This is a genomic window from Rubrobacter taiwanensis (assembly GCF_004337705.1).
Taxonomy (GTDB): Bacteria; Actinomycetota; Rubrobacteria; order Rubrobacterales; family Rubrobacteraceae; genus Rubrobacter_C; species Rubrobacter_C taiwanensis.
In genome coordinates this window covers 89,900-106,909 of record NZ_SKBU01000031.1, presented here as the reverse complement: position 1 = coordinate 106,909, position 17,010 = coordinate 89,900, and the positions used below count along the sequence as shown (strand labels likewise).

Here is a 17,010-nt window from a genome sequence, read left to right as displayed (position 1 = left end):
CACACCCTCCGCGCCCCCCCCCCCCGGCGTCCCGGCCCCGCACCCCCGGCGCTCTTTTCTGGCCAGCAACGCCAACCCCAGAGCGGCCAGCGACACCGCTCCGAGCTGCAGCCACCAGATCAGGGCCGGCAGCGCCGCGTCCAGCAGCACGCCGGAGACGATGGGGCTCACCCCGTAGGCCACGCCCCAGCAGGTCCCGAAGAGCGCCATGTACGTCCCGCGCCATTTGGCCGGGGCGAGATCCGCTGCTGCAGCGGCTCCGGCCACCTCCAGCACCATCTCGGCCAGCGTGAAGAATCCGGCGAACGCCAGCAGGACCCCCCAGAAAGACTCCGTGAGGAGCAGGGTAACCGAGGACGCCGCGAACAGGGCGGCCGCCACGATCAGCGAGGCCACCTTCGACCTGTGGCGGTCCAGCGCGAGCGCTATCGGGAGCTGGAGCAGGATCACCATCACCCCGTTGCCGCTCAAGAACAGCCCGATCTGCCAGTCCGGGAGCCCGAGGAAGTTCTTGGAGTAGACCGGGAGCGCCTGCCAGTTCTGCGTAAAGACGTAGTAGAGCAGCACGCAGCAGCCTAAAAAGAGCACGAACGGCCAGTCCGCGAGCGCCGCCCGAAGCCCGGCGGCCGGCGCAGCCCTCATCGTAGCCGCATCCTCCGGCGCAGGCAGCGACTCCCGCACCAGCAGCGCGAGCGAGACCAGCACCACAGCCATCAGCCCGCCGGTCGCCAGGAAGAGCGCCCGGTAGACGCCGCCCGTGTCGTAAGCGGCCGCCACGAGCCCGGCGACCGCCGGTCCCAGAGCCCACCCGACGTTCGCCCCCACCCGGATGATCCCGTACGCCCGGGCGCGCAGGTGCGCCTCCGTCACATCGGCGACCATCGCGTTGCGCGCGGCGTCGAACATCCCGTGCCCCGCCAGCCCCGCCACGATGGAGACCAGCAGGTACCCGTAGAAGCCCTGCACGAAGGCGAACGCGCCGAAGGTGAACGCACTCCCGGAGAGAGCCACAACCATCAGCGGCTTGCGCCCGTAGCGGTCGGCGAGCGGTCCGGAGACGAACCCGGAGACCACCGCAGCGGCCGAGAGCGCGGCCAGCCCCACACCTACCAGCGAGAGCGGGATTCCCACCACATTGTGGAAGTAGATGGTGCTGAAGGGGTAGTAGAGCCCCTGCCCGAACCGGAAGGCCAGCATCGCCCCGAAGAGCAGCCACACCCGCCGGTCGAAACGCCCGAGCTCCCGCCGGAGCCGCCCCGCTCTGTCTCCCGAGCTCAGCACAACACCCCGCATGATACCCGCGGCCGGAGGCCGCAACCCGTGAGGCGTTCACAGAGCCGGGCCCGTATATATATGCCGTCCGCCGAACTTTCGGGCATCGCCGCGCTCAGGCCGCAACACTCATGAAGGGAGGGGAACGGCGCGCGCCAAAGGGGAGAAACCGGATCGTGAAGCCCGGCCGGGTCCGGGAGCACGGACCGGGAGACTAGCTCCCGATATCCCGGCCCGCGAACCTCTCCGGCTCCGCGGCGGCGCGGGCGTCGGCTATGGCCCGATTGCCGATGAAAAAGAAGATGGCCCCCGCAACCAGCGCCAGAACCCCGGCAGAGGCCCAGAACGGAGCGGTCAGCCCGAGCTCGCGCGCCAGGAAGCCGCCCAGCAGCGCGCCGAGCGGGATCCCGCCCCAGCCGAGCAGCCGGTAGACGCTGTTCACCCGCCCGAAGAGCCGCCCGGGGATTATGGCCTGCCGCAAGGAGACCGTGATGACGTTCCAGGTCACGACGGTGATACCCTCCAGAGCGAGCATCGCCCCGACGACGTACGGGCTGGCGGATGTCGCGATCACGGCCGAGCTCGCGGCGGAGAGCAGCGCGCATCCGAAGAGCGCCCGGCCGGACCCGAGGATGCCGACGACCTTGTCCGCCGTGAAGCTCCCGATCAGGCCCCCGACCGCTCCGGCGGTCATCAGAACGCCGAAACCGAAGCTGCCCAAGCCCAGGATGTCCTGCGCGAAGAGGACGAAGATGGCGGCCCCGGCCGAGAACATCATGTTGAAGACCCCGAGCATCACCGCCAGCAGCCGCAGCAGCCGGTGGCCGTAGAGCCACCGCAGCCCCTCCCCGATCTCAGAGAGGATGGTCGTCGGCGGCGCACCCTCCTCCTTCTCCGGACGGAAGCTGCCCTTGAGCGAGAAGATCGCGGCGATGGCGAACGCGTACGCCCCGGCCCCCAGTAGGAACGGCAGGGCCGCAGCCATCCCGAAGAGGAAGCCTCCCAACGGCGGCCCGGCGAGCTGGTTGTTGACCAGCTCGGCGGCGAAGAGCCGGCCGTTGGCCTTCTCCAGCTGCTCCCGCCGCACGACGGCCGGGATTATCGCCTGGGCCGCGTTGTCGTAGAAGGTCTCGTTCGCACCCAGCAGGAAGAAGATGGCATACATCAGGGGCAGGCTCACCCACCCGAGTAAGACCGAGACCCCCAGCACCCCGACCAGCGCCGCCCGGACGAGGTTGCACACCCCCATCGCCGTCCGGCGGTCGAACCGGTCCACTAGCGCGCCGGAGACGAGCGGGAAGAGCATCCAGGGCAAACCGAAAGCAACGCTCACCCCGGCCACCAGCGCCGGGTCGCGGGTCAGGGTCGCAGCCAGCAGCGGAGCCGCTACCAGATACACCCCGTCGCTCAGGTTGGAACACGCGCTGGCAGCCCAGACCCGCCAATACCGGGGCGGCAACCCGCCGAAGAGCGCCCTCACTCCTCTTCCTCTGGCAGCTCCGGCAGATCCGTCAGATACACGGCCGCCAGAAAACCGTAGACCCTCTCGCCCGGTACGCTCTCGTAGCTCGAGAACTCGTCGGCCAGCTCCAGTACCTTCCGGTTGAACTCCTCGGCCTTCGAGGCCGGTATCCGAGCGTGGCGCAGGGTGGAAGCGAGATCCGGACGCGGCTCCCCCGGCTCCGGACGATCCCACTCCCCCATCACCTCCCGAAAGATCCTGAAATCGTCCTCCGGATATACATCGTGCATGTCGCGGAAGTTGAAGAGCCGCGCCGTCCTCCCGTAGTACTTCTCCGTGATCGCGCGCACCTGCCGCGTCCTGACCACCCGCACCAGACCGGCCCGCTCCAGTACCTTCAGATGATGCCCGATGTTCCCCTTCGGCTGCCCCAGCGCCTCCGCAAGCTGGCTGGTCGTCGCCGCCCGCTCGGAGAGGAGGCTGATGATCCTGTGCCGGATCGGATCCCCGGCCGCCTTGAACTGCGCCGGATCCCGCACCTCTAGCACATCGTCCAGCTCATAGTCCGGCTTCCCGGCCATGACACCACCTCCCACGCCGCAAGAGATCCCGCCGCATCTCTGCCACCAACCTCCCCCCGCCGCCTCCGATCTACCAGGTCTGCATTTATCTATTAGTCTGTTTATGTTATATTGTCTGTAATTTCAGACCATGTGTCAAGGGCTTCGGGTGTGGGTGGCTCCGCAATCATCCCACATAACTCCTCTGGCCGGCTGAAATTCTAAGAGCTAGTGCCCGTGGTCTGAGCGGCCGGGGTGGTGTTCGTGCGGGGCGGGTTCATCTTCCAAGCGGTCCTCGCCCCGCTCTTCGAGCATCTGCTGCATGACCTCTATCTCGGCTGCCTGGGAGGCGGCGATACTCTCGGCGAGCCGGATCACCTCCGGGCGGCCGGTCCGCTCGATTATCGCTTCGGACATCGGGAGGGCGGCTTCGTGGTGCGGGATCATGAGCCGGAGGAAGAGGACGTCCGCTTCTTCCGGCGGCAGGGTGTGGAGGCGGTTGACCTCTTCCTGCGGGGCCATGCCGGGCATCCGGCCCTCTTCTACCGGGTGTCCCATCCAGGCCATCGGGGGCTCCGGCCCGGTGGCCGGGAGGCCCCACACGTCCAGCCAGCCCTGCATCTGGCCGATCTGGCCCTGCTGGGTGAGCAGGATGTCGGTGGCGAGGGCGCGGATGTGCTCGTCGTTGGTGCGGTCGCGGATGATGCCGGCCATCTCCACCGCCTGGTCGTGGTGGACCATCATGTCGCGGGCAAAGCTGGCCTCCGGCGAGTCGGTGGCGGGCGGCCGGGAGGTGTAGAGCAGGATCACGGACGCCACCGCCACGACCGTCGCGACAGCGGCTACCAGTGAAGCGAGCCGCGTGCCGGAGATCACCGCGGGCCTACGCCTCCGGCTCTCCGATACCGTTGGTGCAGGGTGCGCCGGGCTCCGGGGTCTGGGGTCCGAGCCGGAAGGCCTCGATGAACTCCTGCAGGCGCGGGTCGTCGGCCGAGTCGAGCTGTATCTGGTGATTCCACGCCGAGGCCACTACCGGCGAGGGCAGCCCTTCGTACGGGCTCACCAGGATGTAGGTCTGGCCGGTGGCTATGTTACGCAGCGTATCCACCTGCTCCTGAGGCAGGTCCGGGCTGTAGGTGATCCAGACCGCACCGTGCTCCAGGGAGTGCACCGCGTGCTCGTCTACCACCGGCTCGGAGTAGAAGCCGCAGTTCTGCCAGACGGGGTGGTGGGGCCCGCCGGCCGGGGGGGTCTGCTCGTAGTCCACCTCTCCCTGGGTGTGGGTGCGGTCCGTTATGTCGAAGGTCTCGGTGCCTTCGGGGGCCCCGGCGGCTGCCTGCTGGCCCTGCGTCGCCACTACCACCGCAATGAAGGCTCCGAGGATCGCGACCAGTATCACACCGACCACGATGTACGCCGGCCGGATGCCCCGGCCGCCCCGGATCGTCCTGCCCGTCCCACCACGGCTCAAGCCTCTCTACCTCCCTCTCTAAAGCTCGCTCGTGCCTCTGCTTGTACGTACGGCGGAATCCCGGATCCGTCTCACGCCTGAGTACACAGGGCTGCAGCCCGGAACATTAGAACACGCCCCCTATGGGACCACCAGCAGAGAGCCGGCAGGTCCGCGAGCGGCAGCGCGAACGCTCCGGGACGGCGAGCGCAGCCCTCTCCCGGAGCCCGGGCCGGGCTCTCAATCGGCCGAGTCGAAGTCCAGCGCGGCGGAGTTGATGCAGTACCGCTTGCCCGTGGGCTCCGGCCCGTCGTCGAAGACGTGCCCCAGGTGCGCCTCGCACGCCGCGCAGTGTACCTCCGTGCGGCGCATGAAGAAGCTGTAGTCGGTCTCCGTCTCGACGTTACTCTCGCTCACCGGAGCGTAGAAGCTGGGCCAGCCGGTCCCGGACTCATACTTGGCCTCCGAGGAGAACAGGGGCGTGCCGCAACAGACGCAGCGGTAGACTCCCTCCTCCTTGTGATCCCAGTACTCGCCGGTGAAGGCCATCTCCGTGCCCTTCTTGCGGGTCACCCGGTACTGTTCGGGAGTGAGCTGCTCCCGCCACTCCGCGTCAGTCTTGTTTATCTTCTGTGGTGTATCGGACATGGGATGATTCTATCACGGGCGAAACGCCGGCCCGGAGGTTTAGGGCCGGCGGACCGCGGGTATAGTGGTAGATAGATGAAGTAGATGGCTTTGCCAGAAGGAGGCAGGGATATGTGCCACCATCTACACAGAGACGACAGGATCGAGGAAGAGGCCCGCAGGCTGCGCGAGCGGGAGGAGCGTCGGCGGCGCCAGAAGGAGGAGCTGAGCAAGTCCCAGAAGACCAAGCCCGTAACTGAGAAGGTGCGCGAGCTGGTCAAGAGCTAGCCGTCCCGCAGAGGATCGCCAGAGCGCCCCGCCGTCCTGGCGGGGCGCTCTGGCGACGCGAGGTCGCAGGAAAGCCGGTAAACCCTTCGCCGCCCGGTCCGGTCGGGTAGAATACATCCGGTTTACCGGATAGGATAGAGAAGTGCGCCTGCGTGTAGAACTGCTGTACTTTGAGGGGTGTCCGGGCTACGGGCCGGCCGGCAAAGCGCTCGAAGAGGCGCTCTCCCGGGAGCGGCTGGAGGCCGAGGTCCGGCTGACATCGGTGAGCACGGAAGAGGAGGCCCGGAGGTTGAGGTTCCCGGGCAGTCCCACAATCCGGGTTGGCGGCCGGGATCTGTTCCCCATTGGGGACCGGGAATCGTGGCATCTGGGGTGCCGGGTATACCGGACACCCGAGGGGATGCGGGGATATCCCACGCCGCAGATGATCCGGGAGGCGCTGAGCAGCAGCCGGGTCGGCAAGAGCACCGGGCCGTCAGAGAGGTACCGGCTCTCGGTTCTGCCATTCTGGGCGCTCTTGCGCCGGGAGGTTCGGCGGTTCTTGCGGGTTTGGACGCAGACCCTGCTCTCTCCCCTGCTCACCTCGCTGCTGTTCATCGTGGTCTTCGGGTACGGGTTGGGGAGCCGCATCCGGGAGGTGGAAGGGACACCGTATCTGGAGTTTATCCTGCCCGGGCTGATCTTGATGAGCATCATCTCCGCCGCCTACGGCAATACCTCTTCAAGCCTCTTCGACGCCAAGCGCGACCGGTATATAGACGACGTGCTCATGAGCCCAATGTCCCCCTTGCAGATGGCCCTGGCCTACGTCCTCGGCGGCGTCACGCGGGGGGTGCTCCTCGGGTTGGGTACGTTCGCGCTGGCGGCACCGCTGGCCGACCTCTCGGTCGAGCACCCGCTGCTGCTGGCGGTGGCGGGACTGGCGGTAAGCGTGACCTTCGCTGCCCTCGGCGTGGTGGCCGGGGTAATGGCGACCCGCATAGACCACATCTTCTTCCTCAACAACATCGTCATTCAGCCGCTGGCGTTCCTGGGCGGTATCTTCTACTCGGTGCAGATGCTCCCGACGCCCCTGCAGGTAGCCACTTACCTCAACCCCGTCTTCTACGCCGTGGACGCGTTCCGTTTCGCGGCGCTGGGCGTCTCCGATACCCCGGCGTATCCCGTGCTCGCGGGGCTGGTAGTCCTGGCTCTGCTCACCTTCCTGGGCACGGTGGAGCTGCTGCGCCGGGGATACAGGCTGCGGTATTAGGGACGCTAAAGCCCGCAGTCCCCGCTGCCGAAAATATGCCGAAGGCGAGAGGGTGGATAAGGCGGGCGGCATGAACCTGTTCAATGCGGGCGAGATATTGTGTAGCCCACATTTCGCACGTTGTCGGCATGAGCTGAAGAATTTATGCTCTGTAGGACGAAGACGCGCTAGCAAACGGGGTGATCCGCCGTGTCTAGAGTCGAAACAGACGAAGCCAGAGAGCACCGAATCCACATGGAGATCATCGTCGATTGCTATGGCGAAGAAGAACGGGCTATGGGTTGGTACTGCTATCTCCAAGACAAGCTCACCTTCCCCTTCTTGGCTCGGTGTATCGCCAGAAGGGCGACCTCTCCTCTGAAGGTGGGAGATGAAGTCGATGTACTGGGGATGGCTCCGGATGAAGAATGCGAGCGCGAGATGTTCGTGGTGATGCGCTGGGAGGGGGAAGGCTTGGCGGTTCCTCTCTCTCAGCTGGAGGTCATCCACGCCAGCGATGAAGCCGAAGAAGCCGTCAATGATTGGCTCTACTGGAGCGTAAGAGGCTACCGATTCTGAAGCCTACACAGAGAAAGATTAGTTGAGCAAATAATATCGTTGGCAGCTGGGCACAAGAAAGCCCAAGATGCGTTTTCGCTCCTCGGTGAGGTTGGCGATCCGCTTCGTGCCATCCACGCTCAACAAGTGCAAAGCCTGAAAAAGCTGGAATACCCACCGTAGCGTCGGCCGATCGGTGGGCTTGCCCGTCTGGTGGCGGATTGAAGCTCCCGCCTCCTCTAAGGCCTGACGCAACGCCCTTTCTCCTAAAGCGTAGACCAAAAGGGAAAGCCCCATGATCATTGCGATGGCCGCTACCCGCCTTGGGCTCTTCACGAATACACTGGAGGTGAAAAACAAAGGATCCTTGAGGAAGCGAAACCCTCGCTCAACGGAATGCTGATCCTTGTACTCAGCGAGCAGTTTGTCAGCCGAGATCTCTTCATGGTCCAAAACGTTTGTGGCCAGAATGAATCTTCCCGCGCGCCTCTTCGCCTCATCGATAGCCGCCTCGTCCCGCTCCAGAGCAGCCTCGATGCGGTACAAGCGCCGAGGCTGGCTCCTCTTGGCGGGTCGACCAACTTTGCCATACTTGTTCAAGGCGACAACCTTAGGCTCGGTGAGCCGGTGATGCTTGAACCCCTTAACGAAATCCTCTGCTGCCTTGCGGGCGTCCGCCTCGCAGTTGAAGCTCTGTCGTTTGAGCCGGGTTAACTCCTTGGCGGCCTCCCGATCCGCTCGCTCTAATCGCTTCTCCAGTTGCCCCTTCTCCGCCTCTGTGCGCGCCTCGCTCTCCACCACCAGCCAGCGTTGGGACATTCCTCCGTAGTGGCTTTTAGCCTCAGCAATGCGGTATCCTTCAAAAAGTGCGCTTTCGAAGAAGGCTTCCTCCCGGGTCTCAACCAGCAGGCGCCTAGCCTCCTTGAGGGTGGCCGGCACCCGGCACAGCCAACGCAAGTGGCTCAATGCGGGAAGATGTTTGGCATCGTAGAGAGCACTGTCGGCCACAAAGAGCGCTTCCAGATCCAGCCGGGCTTTGAAGGTCTGGATCAGCTCGGCGAAGGTTGCCTGATCCGCCTCGTTGCCATCGGCTACCCGCAAAAACAACGGAACACCACCATCGCCACTGCTCATCAAATCCACCACGAACTGCTTTAGGTCGGGACGGTGGTCGCGGGAGTAGCCATGGGTGATGCGGATGGCCTTAGTACGCTCCTGCTCTTGCTCAACACCGGTGTACTGCCCATGGACGTGCAGGGAGGTAGCGTCCAGGTGGACGCTTTTCGAGGAGACCCCGAAGCGGCGGGCGGCCTCCATCGCCACGCCGACAAAGACCTCGCTCAATCCGGCCTCAAAGAGCTTGTCCAAAATCCTCCCCAGCCGGTCATCGTTTAGGTGCTCGGCTTCGATGCCTTCTCCGATCAGGTGCTCGGTGGCCTTGCCAACGAAGAATTCTTCAAAAAGATAAAGTGGGGCAGACACGAAGCCCAGCCCATTCAGGATCATGGCCTTCACCGTCTGGCCGGCACTTATGTGCTCCTGGGGGTGCGTACCCAGTAGATGGTCGATTTCCTCGACCAGGCCCACATCATCGATTATGCCGGCCACGATCCCCAGGTGGTCGATGTCTTGAACCTCGATTCGCGGTTGCTGAGCATGTTCGTCCATGCTCTAAAAATATCTCAACCGCAAGGCTAACCTGCGGAATGTGAGTGTAGGGGAAGCTCTCTCCGGAGCAGCCTCCCTCCCACCTCTGCGAGGCGGTGACCTCCGGCGGCGAGATCTGCGGCCGGCCGGCCACGAGGCGTGAGAGATGCCTGGCGCTCTGCGAGCAGCACGCCCTCCTCTACGAGAAGGCCTGGCTGGTCCACGACGCGGAGACCGCCGTTCACTACCTGCGGCAGTGGCTCTGGATAGCCCGCGAAAGCCACAACGAGTTTCTGGAAGGCCGGCTCCTGGCCGACCTCACGGCGGCCGAAGCCCGGCGCAGCCGCGCCTACGAGGAGATGGAGCAGGCCCGGGCCGCGGCCGGGAACTCCGGCTGAGCGGCGGTTTGCCGCTCAAGCCCGGCGGGTAAACAACTTCGAAAGTCCCGGGAAGGAGTGACACGCATGGCACGCTGCGAGGTATGCGGAAACGACTACGACCTTGCGTTCGAGGTCATTACGGCGGGCGAGTCGCACACATTCGACAGCTTCGAGTGCGCGATACACGCCCTGGCTCCCGTCTGCGAGCACTGCGGTTGCAGGATCATCGGGCACGGCGTGCAGGTGGGAGGCTCGCTCTTCTGCTGCGCTCACTGCGCCAGGGCCGCCGGCAAAGGCGAGGTGCGGGACCGCGCCTAAACGTTCAGGTCGCGCCGGGCGGCCGTGGAGTCGGGGGGGACGAGAACCCGCAGGGCGTTCGGGACCACGGAGAACTCCACCGGGGTCTCGGCGACCAGCTCGCCGTCTATGTTCACCGGCAGGTGCGGTTCCGTCTCCAGCCGGACCCGGCGGGTCTCGTAGTGGCTGACGCAGTCTCTCCGGACGAACTCCCCGGTGCGCAGGTAGCGCAGCACGCCGGCGAGCTCCCGGCGGCCGTCGGGCCGGATCGCATACACATCCAGTCGCCCGTCGTCTATACCGGCCGCGGGCGCCACGACCAGTCCCCCGCCGTAGAACCGTCCGTTGCCGACGGCGACCTGCAGCAGCCGGTCGAAGGCTGCGGGTTCGTGATCCCCCTCCGGGAAGGTGAGCGTCGCGGAGAACGGCTCGTGCGCCAGGAAAGCGCGCACCGCAGCTATCGGGTAGGCCAGCGCCCCGGCCCGGCGCTTGAGCGCAGGAGAGAGCGCTCGTGTCACACCGGCGCTCAGCCCCACCGAGGCAACATTGACGTAGTAGTTGTCGTCCGCCAGCCCGAGGTCCACATCCACGACCTTGCCCCGCGCGACGGTCTCGCAGGCCCGCCGCAGGTCGGTGGGTATCCCCAGAGTCCGGGCGAAGTCGTTGGCGGTCCCGAGCGGCAGCAGGCCGAAGGTCGCCTCTCCGCGGGCCATGAAGTCCACCACGGAGCTCACCGTACCGTCGCCGCCGCCGAGCACGATCAGGTCGTGACCGTCGTCTATGGTGGCCTTGACCGCCTCCGGTAGCCGGACGGGATCCTTGAGGGCGAAGGACTCTTCGAGCGGTACCCCCAGGGATTCCAGGCGCCTCCGGGCCTCCCGGTAGGCCTCCCGGCCGCTCCGGGAGCGGGTGTTGACGATCAGGGCCGCCCGGCGGAATCGCGCACCGTTCTGCATGGTGCCGGATAGTTTACACCCGGAGTCCGAGAATCCGAACCTCCGGAGGTTCGGATAGAATCTTCGGCGTGAACACCTACTCGCACGCTTTCTTTACGTGGGCGCTGGCCCGCTACGGTTTCAGGGCCTCCCGGAAAGCGGCGCTGTGCGGAGCCGCGGGGGCGGCGCTGCCGGACGTTCCGGCCTTCGCCGGCACGGCCTACTACGTCGGGCTGCCCTTCCTGCGCGACGGGTGGGCCTCGATGAGTTCGCCGGAGGTGCTGGAGGCGATCTACTTCACCGGCCCCTTCGGCACCGCCGGCACGCTGCTGCACTCGGCGGTCCCGGTCGGGATGCTCCTCGCCCTCTACGGGTTGCTGCAGCTGCGGAGGCGCGACCGGCAGAAGATGCTCCTGTGGTTCCTCATAGGGTGGGCCGGGCACGCCGTCACCGACTTCCTCACCCACGTGGAAGACTCGCGGCCCTTATTCTGGCCGCTCTCGGGCTGGGAGTGGTCGAGCCCCGTCTCCTACTGGAATCCGGCGTACTACGGCCGGGAGTTCTTTCTTATCGAGCACGGCCTGATGCTCCTGATCCTGGCCTGGATCGCCTTCCGCTGGACCTGGAGCCGCGCGAAGCCGCGGGAGAAAGCCCGCTAGCGGCCGGGAGCCCTGGCCGGGGACAGGATCTCCCCGGTCTTCACGAACAGGAGCCCGCGCCGGCTGAAGCGGAGCGCGGGCAGGTGCGTGGCGGCGAAGAAGAGGAGGGAGTAGATGGGGTCCTCGTGCCGGTAGCCGCGCTCCCGCAGCAGCCCGTACAGCTCGCCGGTGCTCCGCATGAGGGAGTCCATCCGCTCCCGGCTCATAGCCCCGAAGAGCGGCAGCGGCAGCTCGAAGATCGGGCGCCCGCCTTCGTAGAGGCAGATGCCGCCGCCCAGCGCCATCACGCGGTTTACGGCCTGCGCCATCTGCTCCACATCCCGCCCGAGCGCCAGTACCTCGCGGGAGATGTTGTACGTGCTGGCGAGTGCCTCCAACCGGCCGAACCCCTTGACGACGCCGGTCGTGATCCACTCCCCGCCGCAGTCCAGGAGCGCGGCGTGGAGGTAGTCCCCGCCGAGGGCCTCCAGATCGTACGCGCCGTTCTTCGCCGGGAGCTCCTCGTCGCTGCGGAGCAGGATCACGGCGTTCGCCAGCTCCCCGACCGGGAACGGCCCGTCTCTTGCTGCGACCCGGAACCAATCCGGACGCGCCCGCCACTCCGGACGCGGCAGCGGGCGCACGCCGAGATCCTCCCAGTCCGGCTGCGGGAACTCCACGAGCGGGCGCCCCTCCTCCGCGCAGAACGCCCCGTTCGCCATGACCCGCGCGGGAGCAGGGTTCTCAAGCCCCTCCAGGAAGAGGATGTCCGCAACCCGGCCCGGAGCTATCCCTCCGAGCTCGCCGTCCAGCCCGTAGTAGGTGGCCGGGTTCAGGGTGACCATCCGGTAGGCCTCTACCGGCTCCAGGCCGCTCTTCAGCGCCAGCTTAACCAGGTAGTCCTGGTGCCCGCGCTCGTAGTAGAAGGGGGCGGAGCCGTCCGTGGTCATCATCACCCGGCTCCAGGAGGAGTGTCCGGCCTCTCTTAGCCCCTCCAGCAGCTCCGGCAGGTCGGGCCGGATGGAGGAGTGCCGCAGAGTGGCCCACATCCCGGCCTTAAGACGCCGGAGCACCTCCCCGGCGGTGATGCTCTCGTGGCAGGCGGTGGCTCCGGCGGCGGCCATAGCGGAGAGGGTCTCGTAGGTGGCCCCGGGGTTGTGGGCCTCGATCCGCTTCCCCGACTCGCGCGCGGTGTGCATCTTCTCCACCATCGCGGGGTCGCCGTCCAGCAGCTCCTTCCAGGCTGTGATCTCGCCCGCCTGCATCACCAGCGGGTGCTCCAGCATCCGGCCGATCCGCTCCGGCGTGAACGGGATCTTCAGCTCGGGGTCGGTCTTCTGCGGGTCCAGCCGCGCCCACCAGAAGTTCTTCGCCGGCAGCCCCGCGACCTTCTCCATCAGGCACTCAAGCTGCGCCTGCTCCAGCATGAGGAAGAAGAAGATGTCGTCCTGAAAGAGGGTCGTCGTCCCGCGGGTGAGAGCGAACTCCGAGAGCGTCACCGGGTTGTAGATGTGCGAGGGGTGCGAGTGCGGCTCGATGTAGCCCGGCACCAGGGTGTAGCCGCCCGCGTCCACGATCTCGGTACCGCCGTCCGCCGGCGGCTCCCGCTCCCCGACGTAGGCGATGCGGTCTCCGGAGAGCGCGACGTTCGCAGGCTCCACCTTCCCGGTATAGACGTTCAGGACGCGGCCGCCCCGGATCCAGGCCGTAGCGGGCCGCCGGAAGCGGGCGACGTCTATGAGGCGCGCCAGGTCCTCCTTCGAGACCGGTCTTACAGGGAGTGCTCGCACCTACTTCGCCCGGTAGGTCACCGGCTCGCCCTCGATCCTCTCGGCCCGGCCCTGCAAGACCAGGTGCTCCAGGTGGGCCAGCGTCTCGGCCAGCGCGAAGCGCAGCTCGTGGTCGGTAAGGCCGTCGCGGAAGACCCGCCGGGCGATGGCGTAGGGCGTCTCGGGACGGCCGTTGAAGGCCTCGTATGTGACGTCCAGCCGCTCGGCGTGGTGTTGCAGCAACTCCTCTATCCGGCCGTCCAGGTCGTGGAAGAGCGGACCGTGCGCCGGGAGCACCAGCTCCGTCTTCAGCCCCCGCAGCCGCTTCAGGGACTCCAGGTAGCGGGCGAGCGGGTGCGGCTCGGTGTAGGTCCACAGCCCAATATTCGGCGTTATCTCCAGCAGGATGTGGTCGGCGGCGAACAGGAGCCGCCGCTCCGGGTCGTGCAGCATGAACTGGTAGTCGCTGTGGCCGGGGACGTGGAGGATTCGGGCGCGCACGCTCCCCAGGTCCAGCTCCTCGCCGGGGCGGAGCGTCCGGATCTCTCCCGGCAGCCGGATGCTGAACCGGGTCCTGCCGGCCGTCGGGTCCGCCATCTCCCGGTCCATCCCGTAGCGCACCAGGAACCGTACGAAATCCTCCACCGTCCTGCGGCCCTCCCACAGGCGGCGGGCGTTCCGGATCTCGCCGTCCAGCATGTAGACCGGAGCACCGCTCCGCTCGTGCAGCCAGCCGGCCAGCCCGATGTGGTCCGGGTGCAGGTGCGTGACGATGACCCGCTCCAGGTCGCGGCTCAGGTCGCACCCGACCTCCGCCGCCCCCCGTTCCCACGCCTCGCGCGCGGGCGGGTAGTCGAAGCCCGCATCTATGGCGGTCCAGCCGCCCTCGCCCCGTACCAGGTAGGGCGCGACGAACCGGAGCGGGAAGGGTACCGGCAGCTTAAGCCGGTAGACCCCTTCGGCGACCCCGGCGATCTCGCCGACCGGCTGGCTCCCGAGCCCGGAGGGAGCGACCCTAGACATCTCCGGCTCCGTTCCGCAGGTAGGTCAGGACCGAGCGCTTGCAGACCTCCCGGTAGCGCGGGTGCAGCTTCCTCCAGTCCCGCTCCTGCACCCACTGGATGAAGAGCCCATCGATTATGGCGCGCATGGTGGCGGCGGCCTCCTCCACCTCCCCCACGCGGAAGACCCCCTCCTTCTCCCCCTGCCGGATTATGTCTGCGTACAGGTCGTTGATGATGTCCCGGAAGGCGACGCCCACGTCCCCGAAGCTGTCCACCCGCGCGGCGTAGCCCAGCAGGTCCAGGTACGTCAGGTAGAACTCCCGGTTCGCCTCCGGCCCGACGAAGATGGCATCCAGAGCGGCCGAGACCTTCCCCTCGGCCGTCGTGGCTCCGGCGATGGCCGCCCGGATGCGTTCCTCCACCCGGGTCAGGACCCAGCGCATGGTGAGCAGGATCAGGTTCTCTTTGGAGCCGAAGTAGTAAGGCAGGATCGCCTTGCTCACCCCGGCCCGGTCGGCCACATCCTGCAGGGAGAAGTTGCCCGTGCCCTTCTCCCCCATCACCCGGTAGGCGCTGCGGATCAGGTGCACCTGCTTCGGGGAGAGTGCTTCTATGTTGTCCGGGATCCCCTGCTGCAAACGCCCCTCTTCTAGCTGCTCCGGTTGAACCGCGGCTTGCGCTTCTCCGCAAACGCCCGGACTCCCTCCTGCGCGTCCGGGCTCTGGAAGAGAGATTCTATCAGCTCGCGCTCCAGGCGCAGGGCGTCGTCCAGCGGCCGGTCCAGCCCCTCGTGCACGGCGACCTTGATCTGCCCTATCGCCTGGCCCGCGCCCCCGGCCAGCGCGCGGGCGTACTCCAGCGTCCTCTCCTCCAGCTCTCCGGCCGGGTACAGGTAGTCCAGGATGCCGAGCTCGTGCGCTTCGGCGGGCGAGAGCCGCCTCCCCGTGACCATGAGGTCCAGGGCCCTGCTCCACCCGATCAGGCGCGGCAGCCGCTGGGTGCCGCCGTTGCCCGGCAGCAGCCCGAGCGTGACCTCCGGCAGGCCCAGGTAGTACTCCCCCTCGGCCCCGAAGCGCAGGTCGCAGGCCAGCGCTATCTCCAGCCCGCCGCCTAAAGCGTTGCCCGCGATCTGGGCGATGAATACCTTGGGGACGCGGGCCATCCAGGCCAGGTTCTCGTGTGCGAGCCGGATCATCTCCATGTTCTGCTCGGTCGTGTTGGCGTTGAACGCCTTGACGTCCGCCCCGGCGGAGAAGAACTTCTCCGAGGCGCTCCGGACCACCACGACCCGGCACTCACCATCGGCGGCCGCCGCCCGGACGGACTCGCCGAGCTCGCGCATGAATTCGTAGTCGTAGCTGTTGGCGGGCGGGCGGTCCAGGGTGACGAAACCCACGTCGCCCTCGCGCGTATACCCTACGGCCATAGCGATCACCCCTCCCTGCTAGTCCAGGCCGCCGACGACGACGGCCTTGCTCTCCACATAGTACTCGATGGCCTCCTGCCCGTGCTCGCGCCCTATGCCGGACTGCTTGACGCCGCCGAACGGCAGCTCGTCGTAGCCGTAGTGGAGCTGGTTGACCCAGGTCATACCGGCCTCTATCTCCTGCGCGGCACGGTGCACCCACTTCACGTTCTGGGTCCAGATGCTGGACCCGAGCCCGTAGGGCGAGTCGTTGGCGAGCCGGATGGCCTCGTCCATGCCGCTCACCCTCCACACCGGCAGCACCGGCCCGAAGACCTCTTCGGTGGCCAAGCGGCTGCCGTGCGGGGCGTCTTCGACCACGGTCGGCTCGAAGAAGTACCCCCTGCCGTCCGGGAAGCCGCCGCCGCAAGCGACCTTCGCCCCCTTATCCACCGCGTCCTGGAGCTGGTCTGAGATCTGCTGCCGGTAGCGGTCGGTGTGCATGGGGCCCATCCTCACCTTCGGCTTCTCCGCCTTCTCGAGCCCGTCCCCGAGCTCGTAGCGGGCGACCCGCTTCAGAAGGCTCTCCATAAATTGGTCGTAGACCTCCTCGAACACGTAGACCCGCTTGGCCGCCAGGCACGCCTGCCCGGCGTTGAAGAACCGCCCGATGGTCACGCCCCTGACCGCGCTCTCCACGTCGGCGTCCGGGCAGATGATGACCGGGTCGGAGCCGCCGAGCTCGACCGTCACCCGCTTGAACTGCGGGCCGGCGAGCTCCATGATCCTGCGCCCCACGCCGGTGGAGCCGGTGAAGGCCACGCGGCGCACGCCGGGGTGCCCGGCGAGCGCCTCGCCCGCCTCGGCCCCGCCGGTTACGACGTTCAGCACCCCGGCGGGCAGCCCGGCCTCCTGCATGAGCTGCGCGACCCTCAGGGTGGCCAGCGGCGTGGTCTCGGCCGGCTTGGCGACCACGGTGTTCCCGGCCGCCAGCGCGGGGCCGATCTTGGTCCCCAGCAGCGTGAGGGGGAAGTTGAACGGGGTTATGGCGGCGCAGACTCCCACCGGGCGCTTGATGACCATGCCGTAGCTCCTGCCCAGAGCAGAGGGCAGCTCGGTGTAGGAGCCCTGGATCTTGCTCGCCAGGTCCGCGTAGTAGCTCATGCCGTGCAGGAAGTGGGAGATCTCGCCCATCGCCTCGGCGAACGGCTTGCCGTTCTCCTGCACCAGCAGCCGCGCCAGCTCCTTCTGCTCCCCCTTTATGCGCGCGATCCCCTCGCGCATGAGGGAGGCGCGCTCGTCGGCGTCGGTGCGGGACCACTCCTCGAATGCCGCCTTCGCCGCGGCGACCGCGGCGTCCACGTCCTCCGGGCCGGCTTTCGGGACGCTCTCCAGCGTCTCCTCGTTCGCCGGGTTGACGACCGGTATCTCCTCGCCGGACTTCGCCGCCGTCCGCTCGCCGCCTATCAGAAGCTCTGCCATATCGT

19 protein-coding genes are annotated in these 17,010 nt (G+C 67.0%); 6 read left to right on the top strand and 13 right to left on the bottom strand.

What is annotated here, in order from left to right:
* The 6 genes from E0L93_RS14155 to msrB all read right to left on the bottom strand — a co-directional run.
* A partial coding sequence (locus E0L93_RS14155; RefSeq protein WP_165874388.1) for an MFS transporter occupies positions 1-1,281 on the bottom strand: 1,281 nt, incomplete at its 3' end.
* Positions 1,282-1,486: 205 nt separating this feature from the next.
* Positions 1,487-2,752, bottom strand: coding sequence for an MFS transporter (locus tag E0L93_RS14150; protein ID WP_165874387.1), 1,266 nt, complete (start codon positions 2,750-2,752; stop codon positions 1,487-1,489).
* Positions 2,749-3,315 carry an ArsR/SmtB family transcription factor gene (locus tag E0L93_RS14145; protein ID WP_132692724.1) on the bottom strand — a complete coding sequence of 189 codons (567 nt, stop codon included), beginning with the start codon at positions 3,313-3,315 and terminating at the stop codon, positions 2,749-2,751. The genes E0L93_RS14150 and E0L93_RS14145 overlap by 4 nt, the downstream gene beginning before the upstream one ends.
* A 207-nt stretch (positions 3,316-3,522) precedes the next feature.
* Complete coding sequence (locus E0L93_RS14140) at positions 3,523-4,170, bottom strand: DUF305 domain-containing protein (protein WP_132692723.1); 648 nt, start codon at positions 4,168-4,170, stop codon at positions 3,523-3,525.
* Positions 4,171-4,177: 7 nt separating this feature from the next.
* Positions 4,178-4,765, bottom strand: coding sequence for a DUF3105 domain-containing protein (locus tag E0L93_RS14135; protein ID WP_207890522.1), 588 nt, complete (start codon positions 4,763-4,765; stop codon positions 4,178-4,180).
* A gap of 219 nt (positions 4,766-4,984) precedes the next feature.
* Complete coding sequence (gene msrB, locus E0L93_RS14130; protein WP_132692722.1) at positions 4,985-5,392, bottom strand: peptide-methionine (R)-S-oxide reductase MsrB; 408 nt, start codon at positions 5,390-5,392, stop codon at positions 4,985-4,987.
* Between the two features lie 111 nt (positions 5,393-5,503).
* Between msrB and E0L93_RS15935 the strand changes: the two genes are divergently transcribed.
* From E0L93_RS15935 to E0L93_RS14120, 3 genes are all read left to right on the top strand, one after another.
* Positions 5,504-5,659: a hypothetical protein gene (locus E0L93_RS15935; protein WP_165874386.1), complete on the top strand. Its 156-nt coding sequence runs from the start codon at positions 5,504-5,506 to the stop codon at positions 5,657-5,659.
* A 142-nt stretch (positions 5,660-5,801) separates the two neighbouring features.
* Positions 5,802-6,911 carry an ABC transporter permease gene (locus E0L93_RS14125; protein WP_132692721.1) on the top strand — a complete coding sequence of 370 codons (1,110 nt, stop codon included), beginning with the start codon at positions 5,802-5,804 and terminating at the stop codon, positions 6,909-6,911.
* Between the two features lie 234 nt (positions 6,912-7,145).
* The gene (locus E0L93_RS14120) at positions 7,146-7,469 is read left to right on the top strand and encodes a calcium-binding protein (RefSeq protein ID WP_207890521.1); all 324 of its coding nucleotides are present in this window, start codon (positions 7,146-7,148) and stop codon (positions 7,467-7,469) included.
* Between the two features lie 18 nt (positions 7,470-7,487).
* Here E0L93_RS14120 and E0L93_RS14115 read toward each other — a convergent pair whose 3' ends face one another.
* A complete protein-coding gene (locus E0L93_RS14115) occupies positions 7,488-9,116 on the bottom strand; it encodes an IS1634 family transposase (RefSeq protein ID WP_132692719.1) in 1,629 nt (542 codons plus the stop codon).
* Between the two features lie 95 nt (positions 9,117-9,211).
* On the opposite strand from E0L93_RS14115, the gene E0L93_RS14110 reads away from it, so the two are divergent.
* On the top strand, positions 9,212-9,493 hold the full coding sequence (locus E0L93_RS14110; protein ID WP_132692718.1) for a hypothetical protein: 282 nt from the start codon (positions 9,212-9,214) through the stop codon (positions 9,491-9,493).
* 66 nt (positions 9,494-9,559) lie between these two features.
* Positions 9,560-9,793: a hypothetical protein gene (locus E0L93_RS14105; RefSeq protein WP_132692717.1), complete on the top strand. Its 234-nt coding sequence runs from the start codon at positions 9,560-9,562 to the stop codon at positions 9,791-9,793.
* Here E0L93_RS14105 and E0L93_RS14100 read toward each other — a convergent pair.
* On the bottom strand, positions 9,790-10,728 hold the full coding sequence (locus E0L93_RS14100; RefSeq protein ID WP_132692716.1) for a lipid kinase: 939 nt from the start codon (positions 10,726-10,728) through the stop codon (positions 9,790-9,792). The genes E0L93_RS14105 and E0L93_RS14100 overlap by 4 nt on opposite strands.
* 68 nt (positions 10,729-10,796) lie before the next feature.
* Here E0L93_RS14100 and E0L93_RS14095 point away from each other — a divergent pair, with 68 nt between their 5' ends.
* The gene (locus E0L93_RS14095) at positions 10,797-11,366 is read left to right on the top strand and encodes a metal-dependent hydrolase (RefSeq protein ID WP_165874385.1); all 570 of its coding nucleotides are present in this window, start codon (positions 10,797-10,799) and stop codon (positions 11,364-11,366) included.
* Here E0L93_RS14095 and E0L93_RS14090 read toward each other — a convergent pair.
* Genes E0L93_RS14090 through E0L93_RS14070 form a run of 5 tightly spaced genes read right to left on the bottom strand, consistent with a single transcriptional unit; the run spans position 11,363 to position 17,005 of the window.
* Positions 11,363-13,135: an adenine deaminase C-terminal domain-containing protein gene (locus E0L93_RS14090; protein WP_132692714.1), complete on the bottom strand. Its 1,773-nt coding sequence runs from the start codon at positions 13,133-13,135 to the stop codon at positions 11,363-11,365. The two genes, E0L93_RS14095 and E0L93_RS14090, sit on opposite strands and share 4 nt — an antisense overlap.
* Positions 13,136-14,137, bottom strand: coding sequence for an MBL fold metallo-hydrolase (locus E0L93_RS14085; protein ID WP_132692713.1), 1,002 nt, complete (start codon positions 14,135-14,137; stop codon positions 13,136-13,138). It abuts the gene before it with no gap.
* The gene (locus tag E0L93_RS14080; protein WP_132692712.1) at positions 14,130-14,756 is read right to left on the bottom strand and encodes a TetR family transcriptional regulator; all 627 of its coding nucleotides are present in this window, start codon (positions 14,754-14,756) and stop codon (positions 14,130-14,132) included. The genes E0L93_RS14085 and E0L93_RS14080 overlap by 8 nt, the downstream gene beginning before the upstream one ends.
* A gap of 11 nt (positions 14,757-14,767) precedes the next feature.
* Positions 14,768-15,544, bottom strand: coding sequence for an enoyl-CoA hydratase/isomerase family protein (locus E0L93_RS14075; RefSeq protein WP_132692711.1), 777 nt, complete (start codon positions 15,542-15,544; stop codon positions 14,768-14,770).
* Between the two features lie 18 nt (positions 15,545-15,562).
* The gene (locus E0L93_RS14070; RefSeq protein ID WP_132692710.1) at positions 15,563-17,005 is read right to left on the bottom strand and encodes an aldehyde dehydrogenase family protein; all 1,443 of its coding nucleotides are present in this window, start codon (positions 17,003-17,005) and stop codon (positions 15,563-15,565) included.
* Positions 17,006-17,010 lie beyond the last annotated feature (5 nt).